19 protein-coding genes are annotated in these 20753 nt (G+C 43.5%); 13 read left to right on the top strand and 6 right to left on the bottom strand.

Annotated features, from left to right (window positions below):
- Positions 1-2: 2 nt before the first annotated feature.
- From DI14_RS14465 to DI14_RS14475, 3 genes are read right to left on the bottom strand one after another with little or no spacing between them, the layout of a single operon-like run.
- On the bottom strand, positions 3-1133 hold the full coding sequence (locus DI14_RS14465; RefSeq protein WP_034809803.1) for an ABC transporter permease subunit: 1131 nt from the start codon (positions 1131-1133) through the stop codon (positions 3-5).
- On the bottom strand, positions 1123-2004 hold the full coding sequence (locus DI14_RS14470; protein ID WP_034809805.1) for an ABC transporter ATP-binding protein: 882 nt from the start codon (positions 2002-2004) through the stop codon (positions 1123-1125). The genes DI14_RS14465 and DI14_RS14470 overlap by 11 nt, the downstream gene beginning before the upstream one ends.
- Positions 1970-2380 (bottom strand): GntR family transcriptional regulator, encoded by a 411-nt coding sequence (locus tag DI14_RS14475; RefSeq protein WP_034809807.1) that lies wholly within the window; start codon positions 2378-2380, stop codon positions 1970-1972. Before DI14_RS14475 ends, DI14_RS14470 begins: the two co-directional genes overlap by 35 nt.
- A gap of 180 nt (positions 2381-2560) precedes the next feature.
- Here DI14_RS14475 and DI14_RS14480 point away from each other — a divergent pair, with 180 nt between their 5' ends.
- From DI14_RS14480 to DI14_RS14505, 6 genes are all read left to right on the top strand, one after another.
- Positions 2561-3295, top strand: coding sequence for a hypothetical protein (locus DI14_RS14480; protein WP_034809809.1), 735 nt, complete (start codon positions 2561-2563; stop codon positions 3293-3295).
- A gap of 119 nt (positions 3296-3414) precedes the next feature.
- Complete coding sequence (locus DI14_RS14485; protein ID WP_034809811.1) at positions 3415-3825, top strand: MarR family winged helix-turn-helix transcriptional regulator; 411 nt, start codon at positions 3415-3417, stop codon at positions 3823-3825.
- A 23-nt stretch (positions 3826-3848) separates the two neighbouring features.
- Positions 3849-4487 carry a nitroreductase family protein gene (locus tag DI14_RS14490; protein ID WP_034809813.1) on the top strand — a complete coding sequence of 213 codons (639 nt, stop codon included), beginning with the start codon at positions 3849-3851 and terminating at the stop codon, positions 4485-4487.
- A 15-nt stretch (positions 4488-4502) separates the two neighbouring features.
- Complete coding sequence (locus tag DI14_RS14495; RefSeq protein ID WP_034809815.1) at positions 4503-4796, top strand: putative quinol monooxygenase; 294 nt, start codon at positions 4503-4505, stop codon at positions 4794-4796.
- A 1-nt stretch (position 4797) separates the two neighbouring features.
- Positions 4798-5154: a DUF1304 domain-containing protein gene (locus DI14_RS14500; protein ID WP_034809816.1), complete on the top strand. Its 357-nt coding sequence runs from the start codon at positions 4798-4800 to the stop codon at positions 5152-5154.
- 77 nt (positions 5155-5231) lie between these two features.
- A complete protein-coding gene (locus tag DI14_RS14505; RefSeq protein ID WP_034809818.1) occupies positions 5232-5504 on the top strand; it encodes a CPCC family cysteine-rich protein in 273 nt (90 codons plus the stop codon).
- A gap of 46 nt (positions 5505-5550) precedes the next feature.
- Here the strand turns inward: DI14_RS14505 and DI14_RS14510 are convergent, their stop codons facing one another.
- A complete protein-coding gene (locus DI14_RS14510; protein ID WP_034809820.1) occupies positions 5551-7089 on the bottom strand; it encodes a hypothetical protein in 1539 nt (512 codons plus the stop codon).
- 127 nt (positions 7090-7216) lie between these two features.
- Complete coding sequence (locus tag DI14_RS14515) at positions 7217-7474, bottom strand: hypothetical protein (RefSeq protein ID WP_034809822.1); 258 nt, start codon at positions 7472-7474, stop codon at positions 7217-7219.
- A 143-nt stretch (positions 7475-7617) separates the two neighbouring features.
- On the opposite strand from DI14_RS14515, the gene dndD (DI14_RS14520) reads away from it, so the two are divergent.
- From dndD (DI14_RS14520) to DI14_RS14550, 7 genes are all read left to right on the top strand, one after another.
- On the top strand, positions 7618-9864 hold the full coding sequence (gene dndD / locus DI14_RS14520; RefSeq protein ID WP_034809824.1) for a DNA sulfur modification protein DndD: 2247 nt from the start codon (positions 7618-7620) through the stop codon (positions 9862-9864).
- 4 nt (positions 9865-9868) lie between these two features.
- A complete protein-coding gene (locus DI14_RS14525) occupies positions 9869-10264 on the top strand; it encodes a hypothetical protein (protein WP_034809826.1) in 396 nt (131 codons plus the stop codon).
- A gap of 144 nt (positions 10265-10408) precedes the next feature.
- The gene (gene dndB / locus DI14_RS14530; protein WP_034809828.1) at positions 10409-11509 is read left to right on the top strand and encodes a DNA sulfur modification protein DndB; all 1101 of its coding nucleotides are present in this window, start codon (positions 10409-10411) and stop codon (positions 11507-11509) included.
- A 29-nt stretch (positions 11510-11538) separates the two neighbouring features.
- On the top strand, positions 11539-13194 hold the full coding sequence (gene dndC, locus DI14_RS14535; RefSeq protein ID WP_034809831.1) for a DNA phosphorothioation system sulfurtransferase DndC: 1656 nt from the start codon (positions 11539-11541) through the stop codon (positions 13192-13194).
- A complete protein-coding gene (gene dndD / locus DI14_RS14540) occupies positions 13184-15208 on the top strand; it encodes a DNA sulfur modification protein DndD (protein ID WP_034809834.1) in 2025 nt (674 codons plus the stop codon). The genes dndC and dndD (DI14_RS14540) overlap by 11 nt, the downstream gene beginning before the upstream one ends.
- Entirely contained in the window at positions 15192-15572 is a 381-nt protein-coding gene (locus tag DI14_RS14545; RefSeq protein WP_034809836.1) for a DndE family protein, read from the top strand. The genes dndD (DI14_RS14540) and DI14_RS14545 overlap by 17 nt, the downstream gene beginning before the upstream one ends.
- Before the next feature lies 1 nt (position 15573).
- Positions 15574-16692, top strand: coding sequence for a cysteine desulfurase family protein (locus DI14_RS14550; RefSeq protein WP_034809837.1), 1119 nt, complete (start codon positions 15574-15576; stop codon positions 16690-16692).
- A gap of 49 nt (positions 16693-16741) precedes the next feature.
- Here the strand turns inward: DI14_RS14550 and dptH are convergent, their stop codons facing one another.
- Positions 16742-20692 (bottom strand): DNA phosphorothioation-dependent restriction protein DptH, encoded by a 3951-nt coding sequence (gene dptH, locus DI14_RS14555; protein ID WP_235193483.1) that lies wholly within the window; start codon positions 20690-20692, stop codon positions 16742-16744.
- Positions 20693-20753 lie beyond the last annotated feature (61 nt).

Below are 20753 nucleotides of genomic sequence, written 5' to 3' on the forward strand. Positions count from 1 at the left end.
CCTTAGGATTTGAGTTGCAAGTTGAAGCGATAAAGCAGGCGTCTCGCGAGTAAGTGGGCGAGGAAACCGCCAATGATGAAGCCGATGATGTACAGTGTGACACTCGTCGGGTACGAGAAGGCCGATAAAATGATGCCCCCGAGCATGGCGAAACAAATGACCATGATGACATGGACGAGCCAGAGCCAGCCCGTGAACATGAAGAAGCGGCCGTTGTTTTCTTGCGGGGCCCGGTTGAACATGAGAAGACCGAGCGCGAACGTCAACCCAATGAAGAGAAGTGAACTGAATATCCCGACTGTCGAAAAGTCACGCCACACCGAGTTGTCGGTAAACAAGTTATACGTGTCGACATTTGTGATGTTCACAAGCGGTGACACGATGCGCATCGGAAGGCTTTCCATTGCTGCTGAGTACCAGTCGTACGAGACATATCCTGCAGTCGCTTGAATCGACCCGTACACCAATGACAAAATTCCAACCGGGAACAAGAAAGCAACAATCGACCAGAGCACTTGAGAAATTGCTTCGCCTCCGAACGAGCCCATCCAAAGCGACAACGTGAAGACGGAGATGCCAATCAAGATGACTAAACCAATGACCGCAAACACTTTCAACGTTTCCCCTTCAATCAAGAACGCATAGCGTGACGTGTGAATCACGACGAGCATGATTGCCCCGCCAATCAGTGATGAGAGGATGATGCCACTGACGCCGATCAACCATTTTGATATGTACAGCTGGTTGCGGCTGAATGGGAGTGACATCGAAAAGTCGGACATTTGGCTGTTGCGCTCACTGCCAATCAAGACAGATGCCATCAAGAATCCGAACACGACATAGAGAAAGACGACCGTCTCAATCGGCAAGAGTGTTCCTAACTCACCGATCGCATAACCGACGCCTGGAATCGTCGCGAAGAAGTCTTCCGTCTCAAGTGAAGCGACATCACTAGGAATCACCCCGTCTTCGTACTGGGAAGGATTCTCTTGAATATCCCGAATCTGTTCATCATAAAATTGCATTTCATTGAATACCGGAACCGTATAAGCAAGAATCCCGAGCCCGATGAGTAAAAGCCATAAAAGCGATACTTGTTTCCAATCTTTATTTAATAGAACTTTAGACAACATTCGCCTCACCTCCTAATTGGACGCGGAACACGTCTTCTAGCGACATCGGAATCTCCTCGATGAGCATCGGCTTGTAGCTGTCAACAAACGCCTCGAGTTCATCCGACCGCTCACGCGCCATGAACAGAACGACGCGGCCGGTCACGCTCAAAATTTCGATATCTTTTCGTTCAAGCAGGGCGACCGGTACCTCATCTTGGAAAACGACTTGCCATTTGACGCTCAAGGCACGCGCTTCTTCAAGCGTCATGACGGCCTTGACTCGTCCCTTCTCAATCATGACGACGCGGTCCGCGATTCGCTCGAGCTCGTGCAACTGATGGCTCGAGACGATGATCGAGCAATCACGCTGCTCGATTTGCGCGATCATGAGCTTCAAGACGTCCGCTTTGGCGACAACATCGAGTCCGTCGGTCGGTTCATCGAGAAGATAGTACTTCGCCTGGACAGCGAACGCGAGCGACAGCGTCACCATCGCCTTCTGTCCTTTCGAGAGCTGGCGAATCTTCTTGTTGTCGATGTTGTAGCGCGTGAGCGTCTCACGGAACGTCGAGCGGTTGAACGACGGATAGATCGACTCGTATAAGGCAGCTGCCTCGTTCACCGTGTAATGTTTGAGCGCGTCGGCCGAGTCGGGCACGAAGATGACGTCCCGTTTCAATTCCGGCGTGTTGAAGATACTCGTCTTCCCATATAAGACATCGCCTGCGTCCGGTCGGATGATGCCGACCATCGTCCGGAGGAGCGTCGTCTTGCCGGCCCCGTTCCGTCCGACGAGCGCGACGATCTCGCCGCGATGGACCGTGAAGTCGATCCCGTCGAGCACGGTCTGTCGATCAATTTTCTTCGTTAGTTGCTGGACTGTCAGCATGACTCTCCCCTACTTTCTTATATTCGGTCTCGAACAACGTCACCGCTTCGTCGAACGAGACGTTCGCGTAATGGCAATCGATGGCGAGTTTTTGAATGGCTTCAATCACCGGTCCGCGTGAAGCGTCCTGGTCGACCCAATCTTTTGACACGAACGTGCCACGGCCACGATGCATCTCGAGCAGTCCGAGACGCTCGAGCTCTTGGTAGGCCTTACTGACCGTATTCGGGTTGATGACGAGGTCGGTCGCGAGTTCGCGTACCGACATGACCTTGTCCCCGGGCCGTAAAATGCCACGGATGACGAGCGCTTTCGTCTGGTTGACGATCTGTTCGTATAATGGTTCCGAACTTTTCATATCGATGTTGTAAAGCAATGGCTCACACCCTCTCCTTAAATCCGTTATAAGTGTATTATATGTACTAGTACACGTAAATGCAATAGTTCTTCGAGGGCATCTTTAGTTTACAGTTAATTGGAAATAATTTGTATACGCCTTTAGACCGAGACGTGGGTGGGACTTTTCGGGTACATTGGAGGAGAGGTGACAGCAGACATGAAAAAGAGATTATTGATTGGCGCAGCCGCCCTCTTCGTGGCAGGCACGATGTACGGACGCGGCGAAGCGACGGAACGTTACGAGACATACATTTATGACACATATGGGGAAAACGTCGAGGTGGACGTGTCACGTGATTGGAAAATGGCGAACTTCAAAGCGACGTTTGAACTCGAACGTCCCCCACTCCGAGGCACGTATCACGCCCGGACGTACGGTGACGGGACGATCCATGACGACGTGATGCCGACGTACTGGGTGAACGAAGCAGAGTCGACGTTACACACCCGGCTCGTCGACGCGAATGCCTTGACGGAAGCAGAGACCGTGCGCGCGACCGTGTTCGATGGCGCCGGACGAGGACAGACGATCGAGACGATGCCGGCGACGTCCATCTTCGAACTGAACCCTGAACGATTTTTAGGTGTCGCGATCATGTTGCACGGGGCGTGGGACAATACGGACGAGCAAAAGCAACGCGTCCTCGACATCATCCGTCTGCTCGAGGACGATGTGAGATCAATCCACTTCTCGTTCGACGGGACGCCGGACGAGGATGACGACTTCACGGAACGTTATTTGAACGTGACGCAGAACGGGCGCGACGGCGAGCCCTCGTTCGCCTCGCTCCAGACGATCGATGACTTGAACGACCACGACCGGCTATATGGGTTCGACGAGACGACGTTCATCACGGAATACCGCTTTGACGGGACGGCATATGAGGAGTGATCACCATTCGCAAAAGCGGATGGTTTTTTTGAGCATTCTTCTTTACAGGACATCGTGAATGTTTTACATTTGACGAGTCAACAATTGACTTATCAAATGAGAGGGGTGAGACACCACAGATGGAGTTACGAGACATCAGCCGACTGCTCTACCAAATCAAACTGGCGGACCAACGCGTCGCGACCTCGTTCGAGAAAGAGACGGGGTTCAGCCTGACCCGTTATGAGATGCTCATGATCGTGCATGACAAGGGCGTCTGTTCGCAAAGCGAGATTCAGCAGGCGATGAAAATCGACAATGCGGCCATCACCCGCCATTTGAAGATCCTTGAAGAAAAAGGCTACGTCCGACGGGAACGGAACACGGCGAACCATCGCGAAGTGTTCGTCCATTTGACCGACGAAGCCAAACATGACTTGACGAGCTGTGAACAAGATCACGAAAGCGGCAAACATTTAATCACAAACGTTTTGTCCGAGTCCGAGATCAACCAGCTGTCGAGTCTGCTACAAAAGTTAAACCAACTATAACAAGAGAGAAAGAGGTAATCCCCATGGCAACTACATTTAAAAACGATACATTCCAAGACGTCGTCCTCGGTCGTAAATCAATCCGCGTGTACGATGAGAACGTGAAAATCTCAAAAGAAGAGATGCTCGAGATGATTCAAGAAGCGACGATGGCTCCGTCATCGGTCAACATGCAACCGTGGCGCTTCGTCGTCGTCGAGAGCCCGGAGGCGAAAGAGACGCTCAAGCCGCTCATCAAGTTCAACGTGCGTCAAAACGACACGTCGGCTGCGATGCTCCTCATCTTCGGCGACATGGAATGCTACGAGCTCGGCGAACAGATTTACGACCAAGCCGTCGCGGAAGGCAAAATGCCAGAAGACGTGCGCGACCAACAGCTCGCTGCCATTCTCCCGTACTACAAAAACTTGTCGAAGCAAGAGATGAACGACATCGTCAAAATCGACTCGAGCCTCGCCGCGATGCAGTTCATGCTCGTCGCCCGTGCGCACGGTTACGACACGAACCCGATCGGCGGTTTCGAGAAAGACCAACTTGCGGAAGCGTTCGGTTTAGACAAAGACCGCTACGTGCCGGTCATGATTCTCTCAGTCGGGAAAGCGGCAGAAGAAGGCTACCAATCGGTCCGCCTCGACGCTGAAACAATCACGAACTTCAAATAATCGGAGGAACCCCACATGATCCTAATCAATGCCATCTTCGACGTGAAAGAAGACGCGTTTGACAGCTTCTTAGCGGACATCAACAAGCTCATCGATTCGTCGAAACAAGAAGCCGGTTGCTTGAGCTATGAACTGTTCCAATCGACGACGTCAGAGAACCGGTTCGTCATGATCGAGAACTGGGCCGACCAAGCGGCCGTCGAGCAACACAACCAAAACCCGGACCTCATCGCGTTCGCTCAAAACGTAGGCAACTACGTGACGGCGAAACCGGTGCTCCATGTGACGGAAGTCGCGACGGCCAACTAACGTGTCCGGACTCACCCTCGTCCTCGGAACGCTCGTCGCACTCGAGTTCTTCTACATCCTGTATTTAGAGACGTTCGCCACTCGTTCAAAAACGACGGCCCGTGTCTTCAACATGACGGAACAAGAGCTCGCGCGTGATTCCGTATTGGTGCTGTTCAAGAATCAAGGTGTCTATAACGGATTGATCGGCGTCGGCTTGCTGTACGGGTTGTTCGTCAGCCAGTCAATCGAGATTGTCACGATGCTCCTCATCTATATCGTGCTCGTCGCGTTGTACGGCAGTATCACGAGCAATAAAAAAATCATCCTCACGCAAGGCGGATTGGCGATTTTGACGCTATTGTCCATGTTGTGGTGAGCCTGAAGCGGTCGACTTCGTGTCGGCCGTTTTTTTGTAGGCGGCCTGCGCTATACTGAAAAGTGAGGTGATGTTCGATGACATACACATGCCCTTGTTGCGGCTATCAAACACTTAACGAAGAACGACCCGGCACGTATGACATTTGCGGCATCTGTTTCTGGGAAGACGACGGCGTTCAGTTCAGCGATCCAGATTATGAGGGTGGTGCCAATACTGTGTCGCTCCGACAAGCGCAACAGAACTACATTCATTTTGGCGCATGCGATCGAGGTTCGCTCAAATTTGTCCGGACTCCGAACGGGCACGACGTCAAAGACCCAAAGTGGCGGCCGTTCGCAGAAAAATAAGCACAAAAAAAACCGCTTCTACGCATTGGTAGAAGCGGCTGTTTTGTTATACGCCGAGAATCGCGAACGATACACCGAGTACACCGATGAGCGCCATCGCGTAAACTGGTACGCGCGGCATTTCACCGTTGTTATCGAGCGCCTTCCCGAACATGTAGAACACGATCGGGTGGACGAGGAACGGCATCGAGAAGATGAGCGGGATAAGAAGCGACGCTTCTGTCCCGAACATGCCGCCTTGAATCGCCGCGAAGAGACCGAAGTGCGAGATCGCCGACGACTGGGCCATTGCCGAATAGTCGAATGCGATCGTGCTGAAGCTGAGGAGCACGAGTCCGCCGAAGACGGCCATCATCTGCCAGCCGAACGAGAACTGCATGAGCGCCTTGACTTCTTTGAAGTCTTCGCCGTTCGCAGCGCGCAAGTTTTTGAGCGCGAGGAACGTGAGCGTGAGACCGACCAAGACGATGATCGCCGTCGGCCAAATCCAGAGCGCCCCGTTATCGGCACTGACTGCCAAAATCGAGAAGACGAAGATGTGACCGAAGAACGGGATGTTGATCATGATCGGGGCACGTTTCGCTGCGACTTTCCCGAAGTCACCAGCCGTACATGCGCCTGTGAGACCACTGTGCGACAGTGATCCGGCCATACCTGGTGCGAGGTTACGGATATGCGCCGTGCGGGCGAACCACATGAGAAGCGCAATCCCACCGAACATCCAGAACAATTGACCGAAGAATCCGTAGAAGAGGACCGAGTTCATACCTTCGATGGCGAACGCGTCACTGATGCGTGACCCCCCGACCATGAAGTTCGCTGCCAAGACGACCGGGATCCCGGCGAAGAGGAGCGCACGAACCGTCGGGCCATACGTCCAGTTTTGGAAGATGGCACCGAGTGCTGACGAGACGATCATCGCGAAGAAAATCTGCGGGAGCGCGATGACGGGTTGGACGAGCATGGCAATCGCGTACGAGATGAACAAGATGGCGAGAAGAATCACCGTCTCAATCAAACCTTTACGCATATACACCTGCTTGTCGTCGATTTGCGCCTTGTGGTCGATCAAGAGGAACGACGCCGCGAGACCGATTAACGCGAGAATCGGGTAGTAGAGCATGATCCCTTCCGCCGTACCCGGTTGAATCATCATACGGAAGAACCCTTCGAGTCCGACGAGCAAGAAGAACGAACGGAGGATGAAGATGAACTGCGTCCGTCCCGTTCCGAGGAACATCTCTTCTTTTGACGGCACGACGATGTCTTTTACGTCGAGCGCTTGCTTGCTTAAGATTTTACGAAGCTCTTGCCCCCCGACGAAGAACGACACGACGAGCGCGATAATCGTCGTTCGTGACATAAAGTCGACGAGCGGGAACTCCGGGAGACCCGGCGTCGCGATGCCCATCTCGACCATGACGAAGCCAAGACCGAGGCCGAAGATGACGATGACAAGGATTGGCGAGAACCGTGAACCGGCCACGACCATCCGTGACAAGATGACCATCGGGATAACGAAGGCCATTAACAACCAAAACTGGTTGAGTAATTGAACTTGAGATAACTGCTGTACAATTTCCATGGATAAACCCCTTATACATTTTTTTCACACTGTCTCGAAGTGTAACGCATTGTCGATTTTGTGGCAAGTGCGTGTGACGTATTGTAACGATTGAAAGCGGAACCAATTGAATTGGTCGCGCTTTCGGTTAGTGATTTGATTGGCGAAGGCCCCAAACGCCTTTATTTCCTGTGGCATAAAACAAGTCTTCGTTGCCGCTGAAGCTCGCGGAATCGCTCGAGTGGGCACGAATCTGTTTGTTGACGTGCGCCTTCCAATCTTTGTAGCGATCGAGCTCGAGTTGATAGTACGACTTCTCGATGTAGTCATAGATTTCTTTCAATGATGCCTTCCCGCCGTGATGCTGGAGGGCGAATTGGATTTTGCGAAGTAACATTCTTTTCATCACAATCTCTCCTTATTATGTAAAAGTTTATTTAGTGGCTAAATTACCCAAACCCTTTCTAAAAAAGTTACAGGTTTTTAGGTTAATTTCCTTTATACTAACAATATAGTCACCATATATTATTTTTCAGAAAGGACCTTACTATGAATCATAAGTTTTACGAAAATGAGCAAGAAATTTTAAAAGAAGTTTCTGCGAGTCATGCATTGTCTCCTAACCTACTTCAAAACGTTCTTACTACTTCCAAGGCTAATTATTATGGAGAAGCAACAACGCCGACTAAACGCCAAAAAGAATTAGAAGAAGAACTAAAATATTTGATTAAAAAAGGTAACTCGTTAACTCATTCTACTTCATCGGGAAAGAAATCTGGGTTGAAGTTAGTACGTATTCAACTAAATAATTACAAAACATATTTAAATTCACAAACAATTAATTTTGATACACATTCTGATGATAAAAACATCATTTTAATCGGCGGACTCAACGGGGCTGGAAAAACAACTATTTTGAAAGCCGTTCGATACTTATTATACGGTAGACGAGGCATGACTGATGCTGAATTTCAACAACAGTTCACGAACACCATTAATAACTCGTTCTTCGAACAAGGTGGACGGGAAGCCAGTGCCTCGCTTGTATTTGAGCCTGGGGATGGCCATCACTACGAAATTAAAGTCGTATGGCAATACAATAGTAAAAAACAAGTTGTCTCGGAAAGCAAGACGTTCAGCAAACGCACCATTGGCGCAGCTCGACCTAAACGGAATGAACAAATCGGGTCGCACAATGTAGATGACTTCAACCGCACAATCGACAAATTGATTCCTTTTGAAGCTTCTCAATTTTTGATTTTTGACGGTGAAGAAATCCGCCGAATTATTTCGTCTCGAAATTCCGCTGACTTTAAGGCGACAATCAGACGAATGAACGGGATGTCTTATTTTAACGAGCTTAAGAACGATTTAGATAAAATCTATTCACGAAAAGTAAATGAACTAGCTACTGCTCAAAAAAGTACCGAACTATTAAAGTACAACAAGAAAATCTCAGAGCTAAAAGACCACTTAAGTGAGCTAATAGAAAAAAGAACTAAAGCTGAACAACGTGTCTCGACATACAACAAGCAACTTGATCAGTTCAAAAAGCTTCGTAATGAAAAACTTATGCAAAATAATGAATCACGAGAAAAGTTTGTCTCGAACTTAAGTTCATTAGAAACCCAATATACTCAGACGATGGAACAAATCTCTAAGCTATTCTCAGAAAAAGGAATTCCATCGTTTGCATCAAAGAAAATTGAAGCTTTGAAAAAACGATTGAATGTAGAACAACGATACGTTTCCGATCAACGAAGAGTGGAAGAAATCTTGACACCATATCATCAGTTTATGTCTAAGTTGCTTTCAGAGCCAATCGATCCTCCTCTGACTGAAGAGCAATTACATCAAGTTGAAGAAATCGGGAAAACGATTTGGTTATCAAACGAAAACTATAATGCACCGACCGCAACAGAAAGTCAAAATACTTGGCACGATCTTTCGCCTAACGACCGCAGATTTATCATGAATGTCGATGCATCTTCAGTTAAAGAGCAAATTGTGGACCTCATCAAAAAAGCGAATAATATTAAACATTCTATCGAATCCTTACAACAAAAAATTGACTTAGCCCCTTCGGCAATTAGTGTTGATGAAGAAGATAAAAAAATTCAAGAAATCACAGAAGTGCTTGGGAGAACGAAAAGCATCTATAGTAACATTAAGAAAAAAGAACAGGATTGTGTCCAAGAAATCCGCTCACTGGAAGCGAAATTAAAAGGAACGAAATCCACAGCTTCAAATGCAGTCGACTTGGCAGACGATGTTCAAATTTACGGTAAAATCAAAGAAGCCATCGATGAGTACTCGGAAAAAGTTCTCTCTTGGAAAATCGATCTGATTAGTCGCGAATTTGATCGCATGTTGAATACGCTCATGCGAAAACAAGATGAATTCGGACGAGCTTTCGTCGACCGTCATAAAATGATGATTCGAATTGAGAATGAGCGCGGAGCTGAAATTTCAGTTGAAGAACGTTCGGCCGGCGAGATGCAAATTATATCATCTGCATTTATTTGGGGAATGATTAAAGCTGCCGACTTGGACTTACCAATGATTATCGACACACCGCTCGGACGCTTAGATAGCTATCATCGTAAAAATCTAGTAGAGCATTTTTATAAACACCTTAGTAAACAGGTTGTTATTCTCTCTACAGATACGGAGATTACGTCTGAGTATGTAGAATTAATGAAAGAATACACATCGAAGCAAATCATGTTGGATTATAACCAAAAAGAGAAGTATACCTTGATTCGTGAAGGTTACTTCGAACTCGTGAAAGGATAAGATCATGGACTCTAAAGGAATTAAGCTATCACAAGTAAGTAAAGAAAGAATTGATTTAATCATTAGTCATTTAGAGCATTACGTGCCGAAGGACCCACGACCCTTTGTAGTAAAGCTCAGTTTAATGCACGGAATCGAAAACTATTCGATCACATCTGAGCTCCCTACTGAGTTAAGTTCTGGCGCTTGGGACATGGGCTCGATTATCAATGGAAATGATTACTTACTTGCCAAACATCTCATCATCAATGAGTTAAAAGAAGAAGTAGAAGACGAAAAAACGATCCGTGATTATATGAAACGATTCATTGAACTAGGAGTCGCGCATATCGCCTCACTCCTTGAATCAGACGATGCCATTTTTGAAGAAGAGTTCTTAATCAAACTACTGACTGCATAATCCCAGCGAATAATCGTTGGGATTTTTCTGACGAAAATTTCTAATTTAATTGAGCTGTTCGCTATTTTTGAAAAGAAGCATATGATAAACTTTACTTATTAAAATTGATAAATTACGTACGTAATTTATTTAAGGAGACTGATTATGGATCCTAATTTCAGTTATAATTTTCCGGCTCTGCGAGGCCATCAAGCCGAGAAAGAATATTTCGTTGTGATGTGCCCGCTTAAATTGATTCCAAAAATCTTTCTATTTGACGAGGAAGAAGTTCCTCCCCAATACCGATCGCAACGTATTTTGAATAAATCTCGTGTTCCCGAAATCACAAATTACATTGTAGACCAATCAAAGGATTATGTCTTTTCTTCTTTGACTGCATCGATTGATGGAGAAATTCAATTTACGCCATTTTCAGAAGAACCCAATTTTAAAGATTTAGGAAAACTTTCTATTGCATTAGACTCGCGGTTTTTAATCAATGACGGGCAACACCGGCGGGCTGCCATTGAAGAGGCACTAAAAATCATGCCTGAGTTAGGAAATGAAACGATTTCGGTTGTCTTTTTCCATGATGAGGGATTAGAACGTTCGCAACAAATATTCTCTGATTTAAACCGTCACGCCGTCAACACTACATCTTCAATCGGGATTTTATATGACCATCGGGATCAACTGTCTTTACTAACAAAAGAAATTGTTGAAGAGATTCCCCTATTAAAACGTTATACGGAAATGGAGAAAACGTCCCTATCTAAAAACTCGCCAAAACTATTGGCATTGAATCATATTTACAACGCGAATAAGCGATTGATTAATAAGAAAAAAGGTGCACTTTTAACTGAAGAAGATGCATTGAACATTAAAACGTTTTGGATCACGCTATGCAATAGTATTCATGAATGGGAGCAAGTATTTAATAAAGAAATCTCCCCACGTGATTTACGTATGATTTCAATTGCCGGCCAAGGTCTATTTATAGAAGCGGCCGCAGAGGTGGCTCGTGCTTTGATAGAGCAAAAACCTGACACGTGGACTGCATACCTTTCGAAATTTAAGGACATCGATTGGAGCCGATCGAATGAAAAAGATTGGAAGGGCCGGGCCTTTAATGAGAACGGAAGAATCCTGAAGAATAACTATACAATCCGTTTAACCGCCATTCGCATCAAGTCTTTACTTGGCATTGAACTCAGCAAAGAAGAAAAAGATTTCGACCAACAAAAATCTAGCATTTCTGCTATGTAATTGTTTTTGGCACGAGAGGATGATGATTTATGACACAAGGCATTATTAGTAATTTATTTACTCAACATGAAGGGGACACGGTTTCCCGACGTTCCATCGATTTAATTAAGCGCGTTTATTTAAATGATTCACGTCCATGGGTAGTTGGATTTAGCGGCGGAAAAGATTCGACATTGACGACCCAACTCATTTTTGAGGCATTGCTTGAACTTTCGCCAGAACAACTTCATAAGAAAGTATTTATCATTTCATCGGATACGTTGGTAGAAAACCCACTCGTCGTCTCGATGATTAACGGGTCACTCCATCGGATGCAAGAAGCGGCGCTAAAGTACAATCTTCCGATTGAAACACAGAAGGTCAAACCGCTCACGGAAAAGACTTTCTGGACGAATATTATCGGCCGTGGCTACCCTACCCCTAACCAAACGTTTAGATGGTGTACGGACCGCCTGAAAATCGATCCAGCCAACCGTTTTATAAAAGATAAAGTTTCAAAGTATGGAGAAATCATCATGGTGCTTGGTGTCCGTTCATCGGAAAGTACAAGCCGTGGTCAATCAATTAAAGACCATGAAATTTCTGGTAGCGAGCTGATGCGACATACCTCCTTGGCCAATGCTTATGTGTTTGCTCCGATTAAAGAATTTGTTTTGGATGATGTATGGAGTTACCTTCTCCAAAATCCCGCTCCTTGGGGCGAAGATCATCATAAACTTCAAAAGATGTATATGGACTCAAGTAGCGAATGTCCATTGGTCGTGGACCAAAACATTAAGGAAAGCGCTGGTTCATGTGGAAACAGTCGCTTTGGCTGTTGGACATGTACTGTCGTCAATCAGGATAAATCTTTAACCGGATTCATTCAAACAGGTGAACATGATTGGCTAAAACCTTTATTGAAGTTCCGAAATAAGATGGTTCTTATTCGAGACGACCGCTCGAAGCGAATGCATAAACGAATGAATGGCGCCTTCTATCTATTAGAAGTTCCTCACGAAATTAATGAAGACGGTATTTATATTGCTCAAAAGAAAAAAGGTGGACGTGCAGCTAGCTCTCACAAAGTTGTAGACCGCCTTGAAGAGTTAACGGATGAGAGTGTTCTCGCAGTACCTAAACATCAATTGAGTCAGTTCATCGCAGCGCACAATATTGATTTGAGTAAACCAGAAGAATTCAACATTCAATTCGTTGTTTCTGAGAAAAATGAAGACGGACAAGCTGTCTATTCACATCTCGGTCTTGGACCATTCACATTAGCTACTAGAAGTGAATTGATGCGTGATTTATTAGTCTTGCAACGTGATTTAAAAGTTCCGAACTCGGTTGAGTACAAATTAATCCAAGATGATGAACTACGCGCAATCCGTCGCTTATGGCTCCGTGAAGGGGATTGGAAAGATACGCTACCTGAGCTATATCGGGAAGTATTCGGTACGGATTTGGATTGGGAACAAGACGACCGTCAAATTTTGACGAGTGATCAAGCAAATGACTTAGAGTTGCTTTCACAAAAACATGGTCTTGATTATAATATGGTTCAAAAATTGTTTACGACAGCAAATGATTTTCTTGGAGTCAAAGTTAAACGCGGATTCAATAAAGATGTTGCCGCCTTATTGAGCCAAGATTATTTAAATCTTTACAAAGAGCAAGGAGATTTAAAGAGAGATGAAGATTGAATCGATTGTCCTAAAAAACATTGGAGCTTACAAAAACCAAACGTTTGATTTCACGAATCAAAACTCCAATAAAAATGTTGTACTCATCGGAGGGAAAAATGGTGCCGGTAAAACGACATTTTTAAATGCGCTTCGCACAGGTTTATATGGGAGTCAGGCGTTTGGAATCAAAGCGCCAACTCCCTCTTATTTCCGTGAGATTGAAAAGTTAATCAATAGTGAAATCCGAGACCAGCGTGAATGGTATAACGTGAAAAAAGTGATTTCAAAAATTCAAATCACGTTTACTACAACTACGAACCAAATTACGTCACGCTACCTTTTTGAACGTTCATGGGGCATTGATGCAAAAAATATTAAAGAGTATTTTAATATTTATCGTGACACGAGTAGCCTCCCATTAGCAGAAAAAGATCAGAGTCAAGTCTACTCATTATTTTTGGAACGAACTCCGTTATATCTGTTCAACGTCTCTTTATTTGACGGAGAAACAATTAACCAAATTATCAATGAAGGAAAGCTCTCGGAATATCTTGATGACTTAATGAAAAGCGCCTTTAAATTGGAAATTCCTGATTTATTGACCGAAACAATCGAAACGTTAGTTCGCGATGAAGCTAAAACCAAACTAAGTAAAGATAAATCAAAACGTTTGGATGAAATCCAAAGTGATTTGATTGAAGCTGAGAAAGAACTTTTACACATCCAAACAGAAAAATCGCAAGCTCTTCAGAAAATCGAGATTAGTGAAGCTGAAGTTACTTCATTTTCTGAATCGCTACAGGCCCATGATGTGATTAGTAAAGAAGAAGAAGCAAAGTTAAAAGATGAAATTAGAACGCTTGAACAAGAACGCCAAAGGTTGAAGCAATCAACTTCAGACTTCTTTAGTGAGTATTATGCATTCGCGATTAATCATGACTTACTTAAAAAAGCTGCGGAGCAAGTAGAATCTGAGTTGTTGGTTCGAAGTGTGGAGGATTTAGAGAAAGTCTTCACCGATGAATTTTATAAAAACGTATCCCGTAACTTAGGGGCTACCGTTCAACACGATTTGTTGAAAAATGAATTTAACGCCGCATTAAAAACTGCGGTTCCAGAAGCTGAAATCATTCACGATGCTTCATTTAGCTCAAAAGCAAAAGTGGAGAATATGCTCTCTGTTGTGAACGCGCAGTCTTCTTCATCCTTATTAGCAGACATTACTCGAGATGATGAAATCATCGATGAACTGAAGATACTACGGAGAAAATTAATCATTCGAGAAGAAAATCATGTCGACTTCGAAAAACAATTTGAAGAATTAAATCGATTAAAAGTAAAGCATCTTCACCTAAAGGAACGTTTTGAACAAATCGTTCAAGCTGAGAACGAACTCCACGATCACTATTCAAGTCTGGTAGAAGAAAACGCTCAGCTTAAACAAGAAATCGAGAAAATCACTTCAAAATCGAGTCTCCTCTCTCAAAACGCAAACCTAACATTGGCTCTGCTTGAAGACTTTAAACTTCAACAACGCCATAAAGTTATTCGTAATGTTGAAGAAAATGCCTTACGTATGTTGAAAACACTGATGCGCAAAGAAGACTACATTGAGAAGCTGTCGATTATGCCTGAAGATTTCTCACTGAATTTGTTGTCCAAAGATCAATCTCGGATCTCGGTATCCACCCTATCGTCCGGCGAGAAACAAATCTTATTGCTTTCATTGATTTGGGCAATCTTTAAAGTTTCAGAGAATCAAATGCCATTTATCTTCGACACGTTACTAGGACGACTAGACAGAGATCACCGATACAATATCCTTCAAAATTTGCTTCCTAACTTTGGTGAACAAGTCTTGGTTCTATCTACAGACTCAGAGATTAGTAAGGACTACTACGAAGTATTGAAACCGTTCATTTCTAGAGAGTATAGTCTCCAATTTGATAATGATCTTTTAGAGACACAAGTCATTCCATCGTACTTTGAATTTGAAAACGCGCAGGTGAAAATGAATGAATTACCGTCTTAAATTAACCGAACAGACTCATCTCTATTTAAAAGAGATTTCAAACTCGACTCATATCACACCCAATATATTGGCCCGATTCGCTATTGGAATTTCTCTAAAGAACAAACAAGCTCCATCAAGCATCAAAGGCCTAACGATTTCAAATTTTGAAATCAATCGGGCGACATTAACTGGAGAGCACGATGAAATGTTCAAAATGATGATTCTCCAACATGCCAATAAGCACATTGAAGAAGATCAATATTTTCCCGACTACTTTAACGCGCACATTACTAGAGGCGCTGAAGAGCTTTATCAAATATTTCAGTTTTCAAGAAGTACGAATCAATTCTTAAGAGAGTTATTAGCTCTACAGGAGGCGTAACATGCTATACCTAGACAACAGCTCGACGACACCTGTTTATCCTGAAGTACTTGAAGCGATGCTTCCCTACTTTCTTGAGGAATTCGGGAATCCTTCTAGTAAGTATTATTCACTGGCAGAGAACTCCAAGAATGCTGTTGAACAGGCTCGAGAACAGTTAAGTAAGTTTTTTAACTGTTCTTCTTCAGAGCTCTATTTCACATCGGGAGCTACAGAAAGTAACAATTGGATTTTAAAAAGTGTGAGTTCTTCCCTACCGGATCATCAGGTCATTACTACGGTAGCCGAACATTCTTCTAATTTAGAAATCGCTAAATATTTGAATGAACAGCTGAACATCCATGTAGAGTACCTGTCAGTTGATCAGTTCGGGAGAATTGATTTTTCTGAATTAGAATCGCTCTTAAAGAGTCGCCCTACCTCACTCGTTTCAATCATCTGGGGTAATAATGAGTTAGGTTCTTTGAATGACATTCAAAAAGCTTCTGAACTCTCGGCGCGATATGGTGCGTTGTTCCATACAGATGCGACCCATGTCGTCGGGAAAATGAAAATCAACCTGGCAGAACTGACAAACGTTCATTTCCTATCTGCTTCTGCGCATAAGTTCAATGGTCCAAAAGGTGTCGGCGTCGCTTATGTGCAAATGGATGAGGATGGTATCCCAAGAAAATTAACGCCATTGATTCACGGTGGTGGCCAAGAACAAGGCGTGCGTGGTGGAACGTTAGCGGTGCCTTTAATCGTAGGGATGGGGAAAGCGGCTGAAATGCATCAAGCATCCTTGTCTAAAAATGTTCAGAAATTGCATAAACTCGAACAGCACTTGGTTCAACTATTATCCCAAAAATTTGGGTCGAACATTCGCTTCAACAGTGACCAGACCAATAAAATCCCGGGCATTGTGAATGTTCAATTCGTAGGAATCAATAATGAAGTACTTGTAAAACAGCTGGCTCCTGTAATGGCCGTCTCCACAGGATCGGCATGCAGTTCAAGTAAACCTAGCCATGTATTACAAGCCATTGGATTAACATTGGACGAAGTGCGATCGTCGATTCGGTTCTCCCTATCTTCAAGCATCTCATCAAAAGACTTAGATATTATTAAACAACTTTGAAAATATGCAGTAAGACCGGCTCAATTTAAAATGAGCCGGTCTTACTAATTTAAACTTTGTTAATTTTAAATGTTTCGAGCATTTCTTCTCTAGGGATGTCCTTTTTCCCGTGAATAATTGATTGTCGAATCTCTTCAATCGAATATGAACCACCACTGATTCCATATTGTTCTGGTAAATTGAGCAACAGGATGTCATCCTCAACTCGCTCTACTGACGAAATGGTCTCTTCCGTTTTAAATGACACGACTACACCTTTATTGAAGTAATCAGCTAATTCGTTAGAGATTTCATAATCGCCTTTCATCAGCTTTTCAATCACCGGAAGACGTTTGCTCTCGAAATCATAATAATCTTTCTTTTCACTCCATAGATTTCCTTCAAACAACTTCTTGGCATTCGCCAAGAATAAGTGGGCAAAGAACATCCGATAGTACTGCTGCGAGAATGTAGTCTCTCTCTCCCCTGCACCCAACTCAGTATCGAAAAGTTTTTTCGTCTTTATAACTTGTTCTCGTGCTTTATCTAGTACATTGCTCAAATTTCTACCGATTTTCACTTCAATCGGATAGAAATGCATTTTCAATTTGCCTTCCGTCTCTTGAATACCAATCAAGAGTAAGTCGTCTGAGTAGCTTCCTGACTTCCCTAGCGCTTTAACGGTGAACGGTGAACTCGCGTGGTTCAACCCGATTGCTTTTGCCACACGTAAAATTTCCTCTAGAGAGATTGGAACCCAGGTGATGTCGTCGGTTGTGAACATAGCCAACGAATATTTCACAGCGGCCAACAAACTGAATTTTTCTCGACTCTTATGAATATTTCGAGCCGTTTCATTGCTGAGTCCTTGTTGAATCATCGAGAGCAGCCATTCACCGTTGATGACGTTGAATGTTTGAATGATTTCTTTGATGCTCTCATCCGTATTCAAATCAGGTTTTTCATGGTTCAAATAATCTTTAATGACCGCTTGATATTGCGCTGTTTTTTTCGTAACAGTAATCGCATCGTACCGGTAAGAAGATGATTGATCGTTGTAGTGAATGATGATCAATTCATTATCTGGATTTCCTTGCTTAGACGAAAAATATCCAAGGTCAACAGTTGGTTCAATTAGCGTGACCCAGTGAGAACTTTCATAGATGTTCTGCAGCTTGTAGCCATCTCTCGCATCAGTAATACTAGCCAATGCCGTGACACCGTGTGCGAATGAACTGCTACCATTGTCTTTCATATGAACGTTCAATTCATTAAACGACTTAGCACAGCGCAAGAGTAAATCGTTGTCTTCAATTTCATAACCGCGAAGTCCAAACCCCATACTAAATTGTCCATCTTTAATTGTCGGTGCGAGCGTCGAATACAAACCACTCATTGCATTTCCGCTCTTAATGTACTCCATTTTATCGGTAATGACTTGCTCCTCACCACTCATCTTATAGAAACTGATGTGAGCATAATCAAAATCATTAAATTGCTCATTTTGAATATGATAGTGATTGATGAACGATTGAATCTTCTCTGCCACTTCTTGTGGAGAAAGAATAAAGTTTTTGGGAATGAGCGTGTATAAATACTCAAACTGCTCCCAATCGTCTTCCATGAAATCTTTAGCTGCAAATTGATCGAATGCACTTCTGTATCGACCGGAATCACAATAAAGTTTTACTTCAACCGGAATCACTTCATCTTTATTCTTTTCATAACTATCTTTCAGTTGACGGAAAATCCATTCAACAACACCTTTTAATACCATCTCATCATTTTTTATCTCAATCACATTTAAATATAAAGGAGCTCTAACGACTTGATTTGTCTGATAAAAGAGTGAGGTGAAATGGTCTACAAACTGATTTAACTTTTCTTTGACCACTTCTGACAGGAAGCGGTCAGCCTCAGCTACAACAACTTCTTCCTTTACTCGATAAATCATCCATTCCGGTAAATTCGACTGAGCTTCTGCTTTATATGCTTTACCTTCAAACCAAAGGTATGGGGCCAGTGCATCAGCACGTAAACGTTTAAGCACACTTTCCGACACTTCTTCATCCCCAAGTTGAGTGTTCAACTCTAATTGAAACGCAACGTTAACCGGATGGAATGGAGTGAAGTAGACGATTTCCTCTTTTTTGTTAAACAACACACCTAATTTTAAAATCGAGTGACCGACTTCAAATAACCGATCAGCCTCTTGAATCGATTCAATCGCTTTTACATAGGCTTCCACATAATTCAAAGCAACTCGTTTATATTCATCATCCCAAAATGCTAACATCGGGACAGTCTTTTTGATTTTAAAGTGATTTAGGAAGAGATTGTACGCTTCTCTCAACTCATAGAAAACACCAAACTCCAAATTGACAGGACTGATTACACCTGAAGACAATATAGCTGTTTGCATACTTTGCTCAAGCCATTCCATTTCATACTCTAAAAAATCTTTATATTCATTTTGTGGATAGTAAATTTGGTTCTTTAAAATTAGTTTTCCATCCGTGCCATGGACAATCGAAGAACGCTTCTCACGTTTCTCTTTATACAATCTAATATTTGCGATTGGATGCGGTTTAGAGGCATCAACACTCAGCTTGATATTAATTGGAGTTGATTCTCCAACGCTTAATTGCAAAAATTGATCTTCTTCAAACAAATCTTGATCAAAATGATACGTGATGTTCGGTTCATCATCTACTTTTACCAGTGCTCGCTCTTGATACACAGGCGTTTGTGAACCGTCGCCTAATCGTAGCTCGCCTTCTTTGTTCCCTAAAATCAAATATTCGGCATCGTTCCCTTTAACCCGTTTTACTTCATAAGTTCCAGCGTAGTCTTTAAAGACCTCGCTCGAGAATGGAAACACCATGATATTTAACTCTGAATACAGTGTATTTTCATTTTTGACTTTATATTTCACGGTACACTGTGTAGCGCTCTGAGTTTGCGTAGAAGTGAGCGTCACATATAGATTGTTTGTTTTCACACTTGGCGTCACTTCGAGTAAAGGATTACAATACTCGATTTTGACTTGTGATTCTTCCAAACTCTTGCGTACACCTTTTCCTTCAATTACATACTTAGCTCGCAATTTGATTTCTTGCTCTTGAGACGGATTGAAAATCGCCACATAGCGCGTACGTTTTCCAGTCTTAGTCGTTTTGTGTGGTCGGTCCCAAACAACTACGGACGAATGTTCATTGACGATTGTAATTTCATCAATTTCAAACACTTTATTGTTTTTTTCAGCTTTCAGCTTGATGACATCTTGCAACGTGAGTTCATTCCAATGGTCATGCTTGAGTTTATTGACACCTTGTTCATTGAACTTTTTAGGTAATTGCGTCTCCGTCGTTTCGTTGAAATGACTATCTTGAACAAACTCAAATAAATCTCGGTTTTCACGCAGTCTCTCTCGGATTTCTTTTTTGGAAGATGTCTGCACAAACGATTCTAGCTCTTGATCATGGAAAAATCGTAAAGTTAGAAAATCAGACTTTGAAAGTTCTGATTTTTGCATGAGGGATAAGATTTCTTCAAAATCAAAGAACGAGACACCTTTGAACGAGCTGAATTCTTCTTCAATTTCTTTCAAATGAAAATCAATTACTTCAACTAACGCGCCCTTACGTTCGGCCATCTGTTTTAATTCACTCTTCAGTTCTTCTAGAATTTTTTGTGGGTTCAAGGGCATTCCTTCTTTTTGAAGGTTGGCGCCACCACCATCAATACTATCAAGCTGTCCATGATAAATCACAAGGAGTGAGCGGTTGACGCCTTCCCCTTCTTGTTCACTGACCAAGTTGCGAAGCTTAACGAAGAAATCGGGTTGAACGCCTTCGATTTGAGTCGCAATAATCAACTCACTTGTACCGTAATCAATTGCAATTGTGCGGTATTCAGTAACACCATTGAGCTCATACTCAAACGTTTTAACTCGTTCGCTTGCTTCTTGTTCAAGATAGTCTTTCAAATATTTAACATGACTTTCTTCTTCTAGCTGCAAGTAATATTTGTCTCCAGGTTGCGGAGTGTTTACTAAAAAATGACCGTTTATTTTTTAGTGA

The sequence above is a fragment of the Exiguobacterium sp. AB2 genome, from assembly GCF_000696055.1.
Lineage (GTDB): Bacteria > Bacillota > Bacilli > Exiguobacteriales > Exiguobacteriaceae > Exiguobacterium > Exiguobacterium alkaliphilum.

What these genes read in the sequence shown, in the direction of transcription:
- DI14_RS14465 (WP_034809803.1), bottom strand. Translation starts at nt 1,133, where the DNA reads ATGTTGTCTAAAGTTCTATTAAATAAAGATTGGAAACAAGTATCGCTT.
- DI14_RS14470 (WP_034809805.1), bottom strand. Translation starts at nt 2,004, where the DNA reads ATGCTGACAGTCCAGCAACTAACGAAGAAAATTGATCGACAGACCGTG.
- DI14_RS14480 (WP_034809809.1), top strand. Translation starts at nt 2,561, where the DNA reads ATGAAAAAGAGATTATTGATTGGCGCAGCCGCCCTCTTCGTGGCAGGC.
- DI14_RS14485 (WP_034809811.1), top strand. Translation starts at nt 3,415, where the DNA reads ATGGAGTTACGAGACATCAGCCGACTGCTCTACCAAATCAAACTGGCG.
- DI14_RS14490 (WP_034809813.1), top strand. Translation starts at nt 3,849, where the DNA reads ATGGCAACTACATTTAAAAACGATACATTCCAAGACGTCGTCCTCGGT.
- DI14_RS14495 (WP_034809815.1), top strand. Translation starts at nt 4,503, where the DNA reads ATGATCCTAATCAATGCCATCTTCGACGTGAAAGAAGACGCGTTTGAC.
- DI14_RS14505 (WP_034809818.1), top strand. Translation starts at nt 5,232, where the DNA reads ATGACATACACATGCCCTTGTTGCGGCTATCAAACACTTAACGAAGAA.
- DI14_RS14510 (WP_034809820.1), bottom strand. Translation starts at nt 7,089, where the DNA reads ATGGAAATTGTACAGCAGTTATCTCAAGTTCAATTACTCAACCAGTTT.
- DI14_RS14515 (WP_034809822.1), bottom strand. Translation starts at nt 7,474, where the DNA reads ATGAAAAGAATGTTACTTCGCAAAATCCAATTCGCCCTCCAGCATCAC.
- dndD (WP_034809824.1), top strand. Translation starts at nt 7,618, where the DNA reads ATGAATCATAAGTTTTACGAAAATGAGCAAGAAATTTTAAAAGAAGTT.
- DI14_RS14525 (WP_034809826.1), top strand. Translation starts at nt 9,869, where the DNA reads ATGGACTCTAAAGGAATTAAGCTATCACAAGTAAGTAAAGAAAGAATT.
- dndB (WP_034809828.1), top strand. Translation starts at nt 10,409, where the DNA reads ATGGATCCTAATTTCAGTTATAATTTTCCGGCTCTGCGAGGCCATCAA.
- dndC (WP_034809831.1), top strand. Translation starts at nt 11,539, where the DNA reads ATGACACAAGGCATTATTAGTAATTTATTTACTCAACATGAAGGGGAC.
- dndD (WP_034809834.1), top strand. Translation starts at nt 13,184, where the DNA reads ATGAAGATTGAATCGATTGTCCTAAAAAACATTGGAGCTTACAAAAAC.
- DI14_RS14545 (WP_034809836.1), top strand. Translation starts at nt 15,192, where the DNA reads ATGAATTACCGTCTTAAATTAACCGAACAGACTCATCTCTATTTAAAA.
- DI14_RS14550 (WP_034809837.1), top strand. Translation starts at nt 15,574, where the DNA reads ATGCTATACCTAGACAACAGCTCGACGACACCTGTTTATCCTGAAGTA.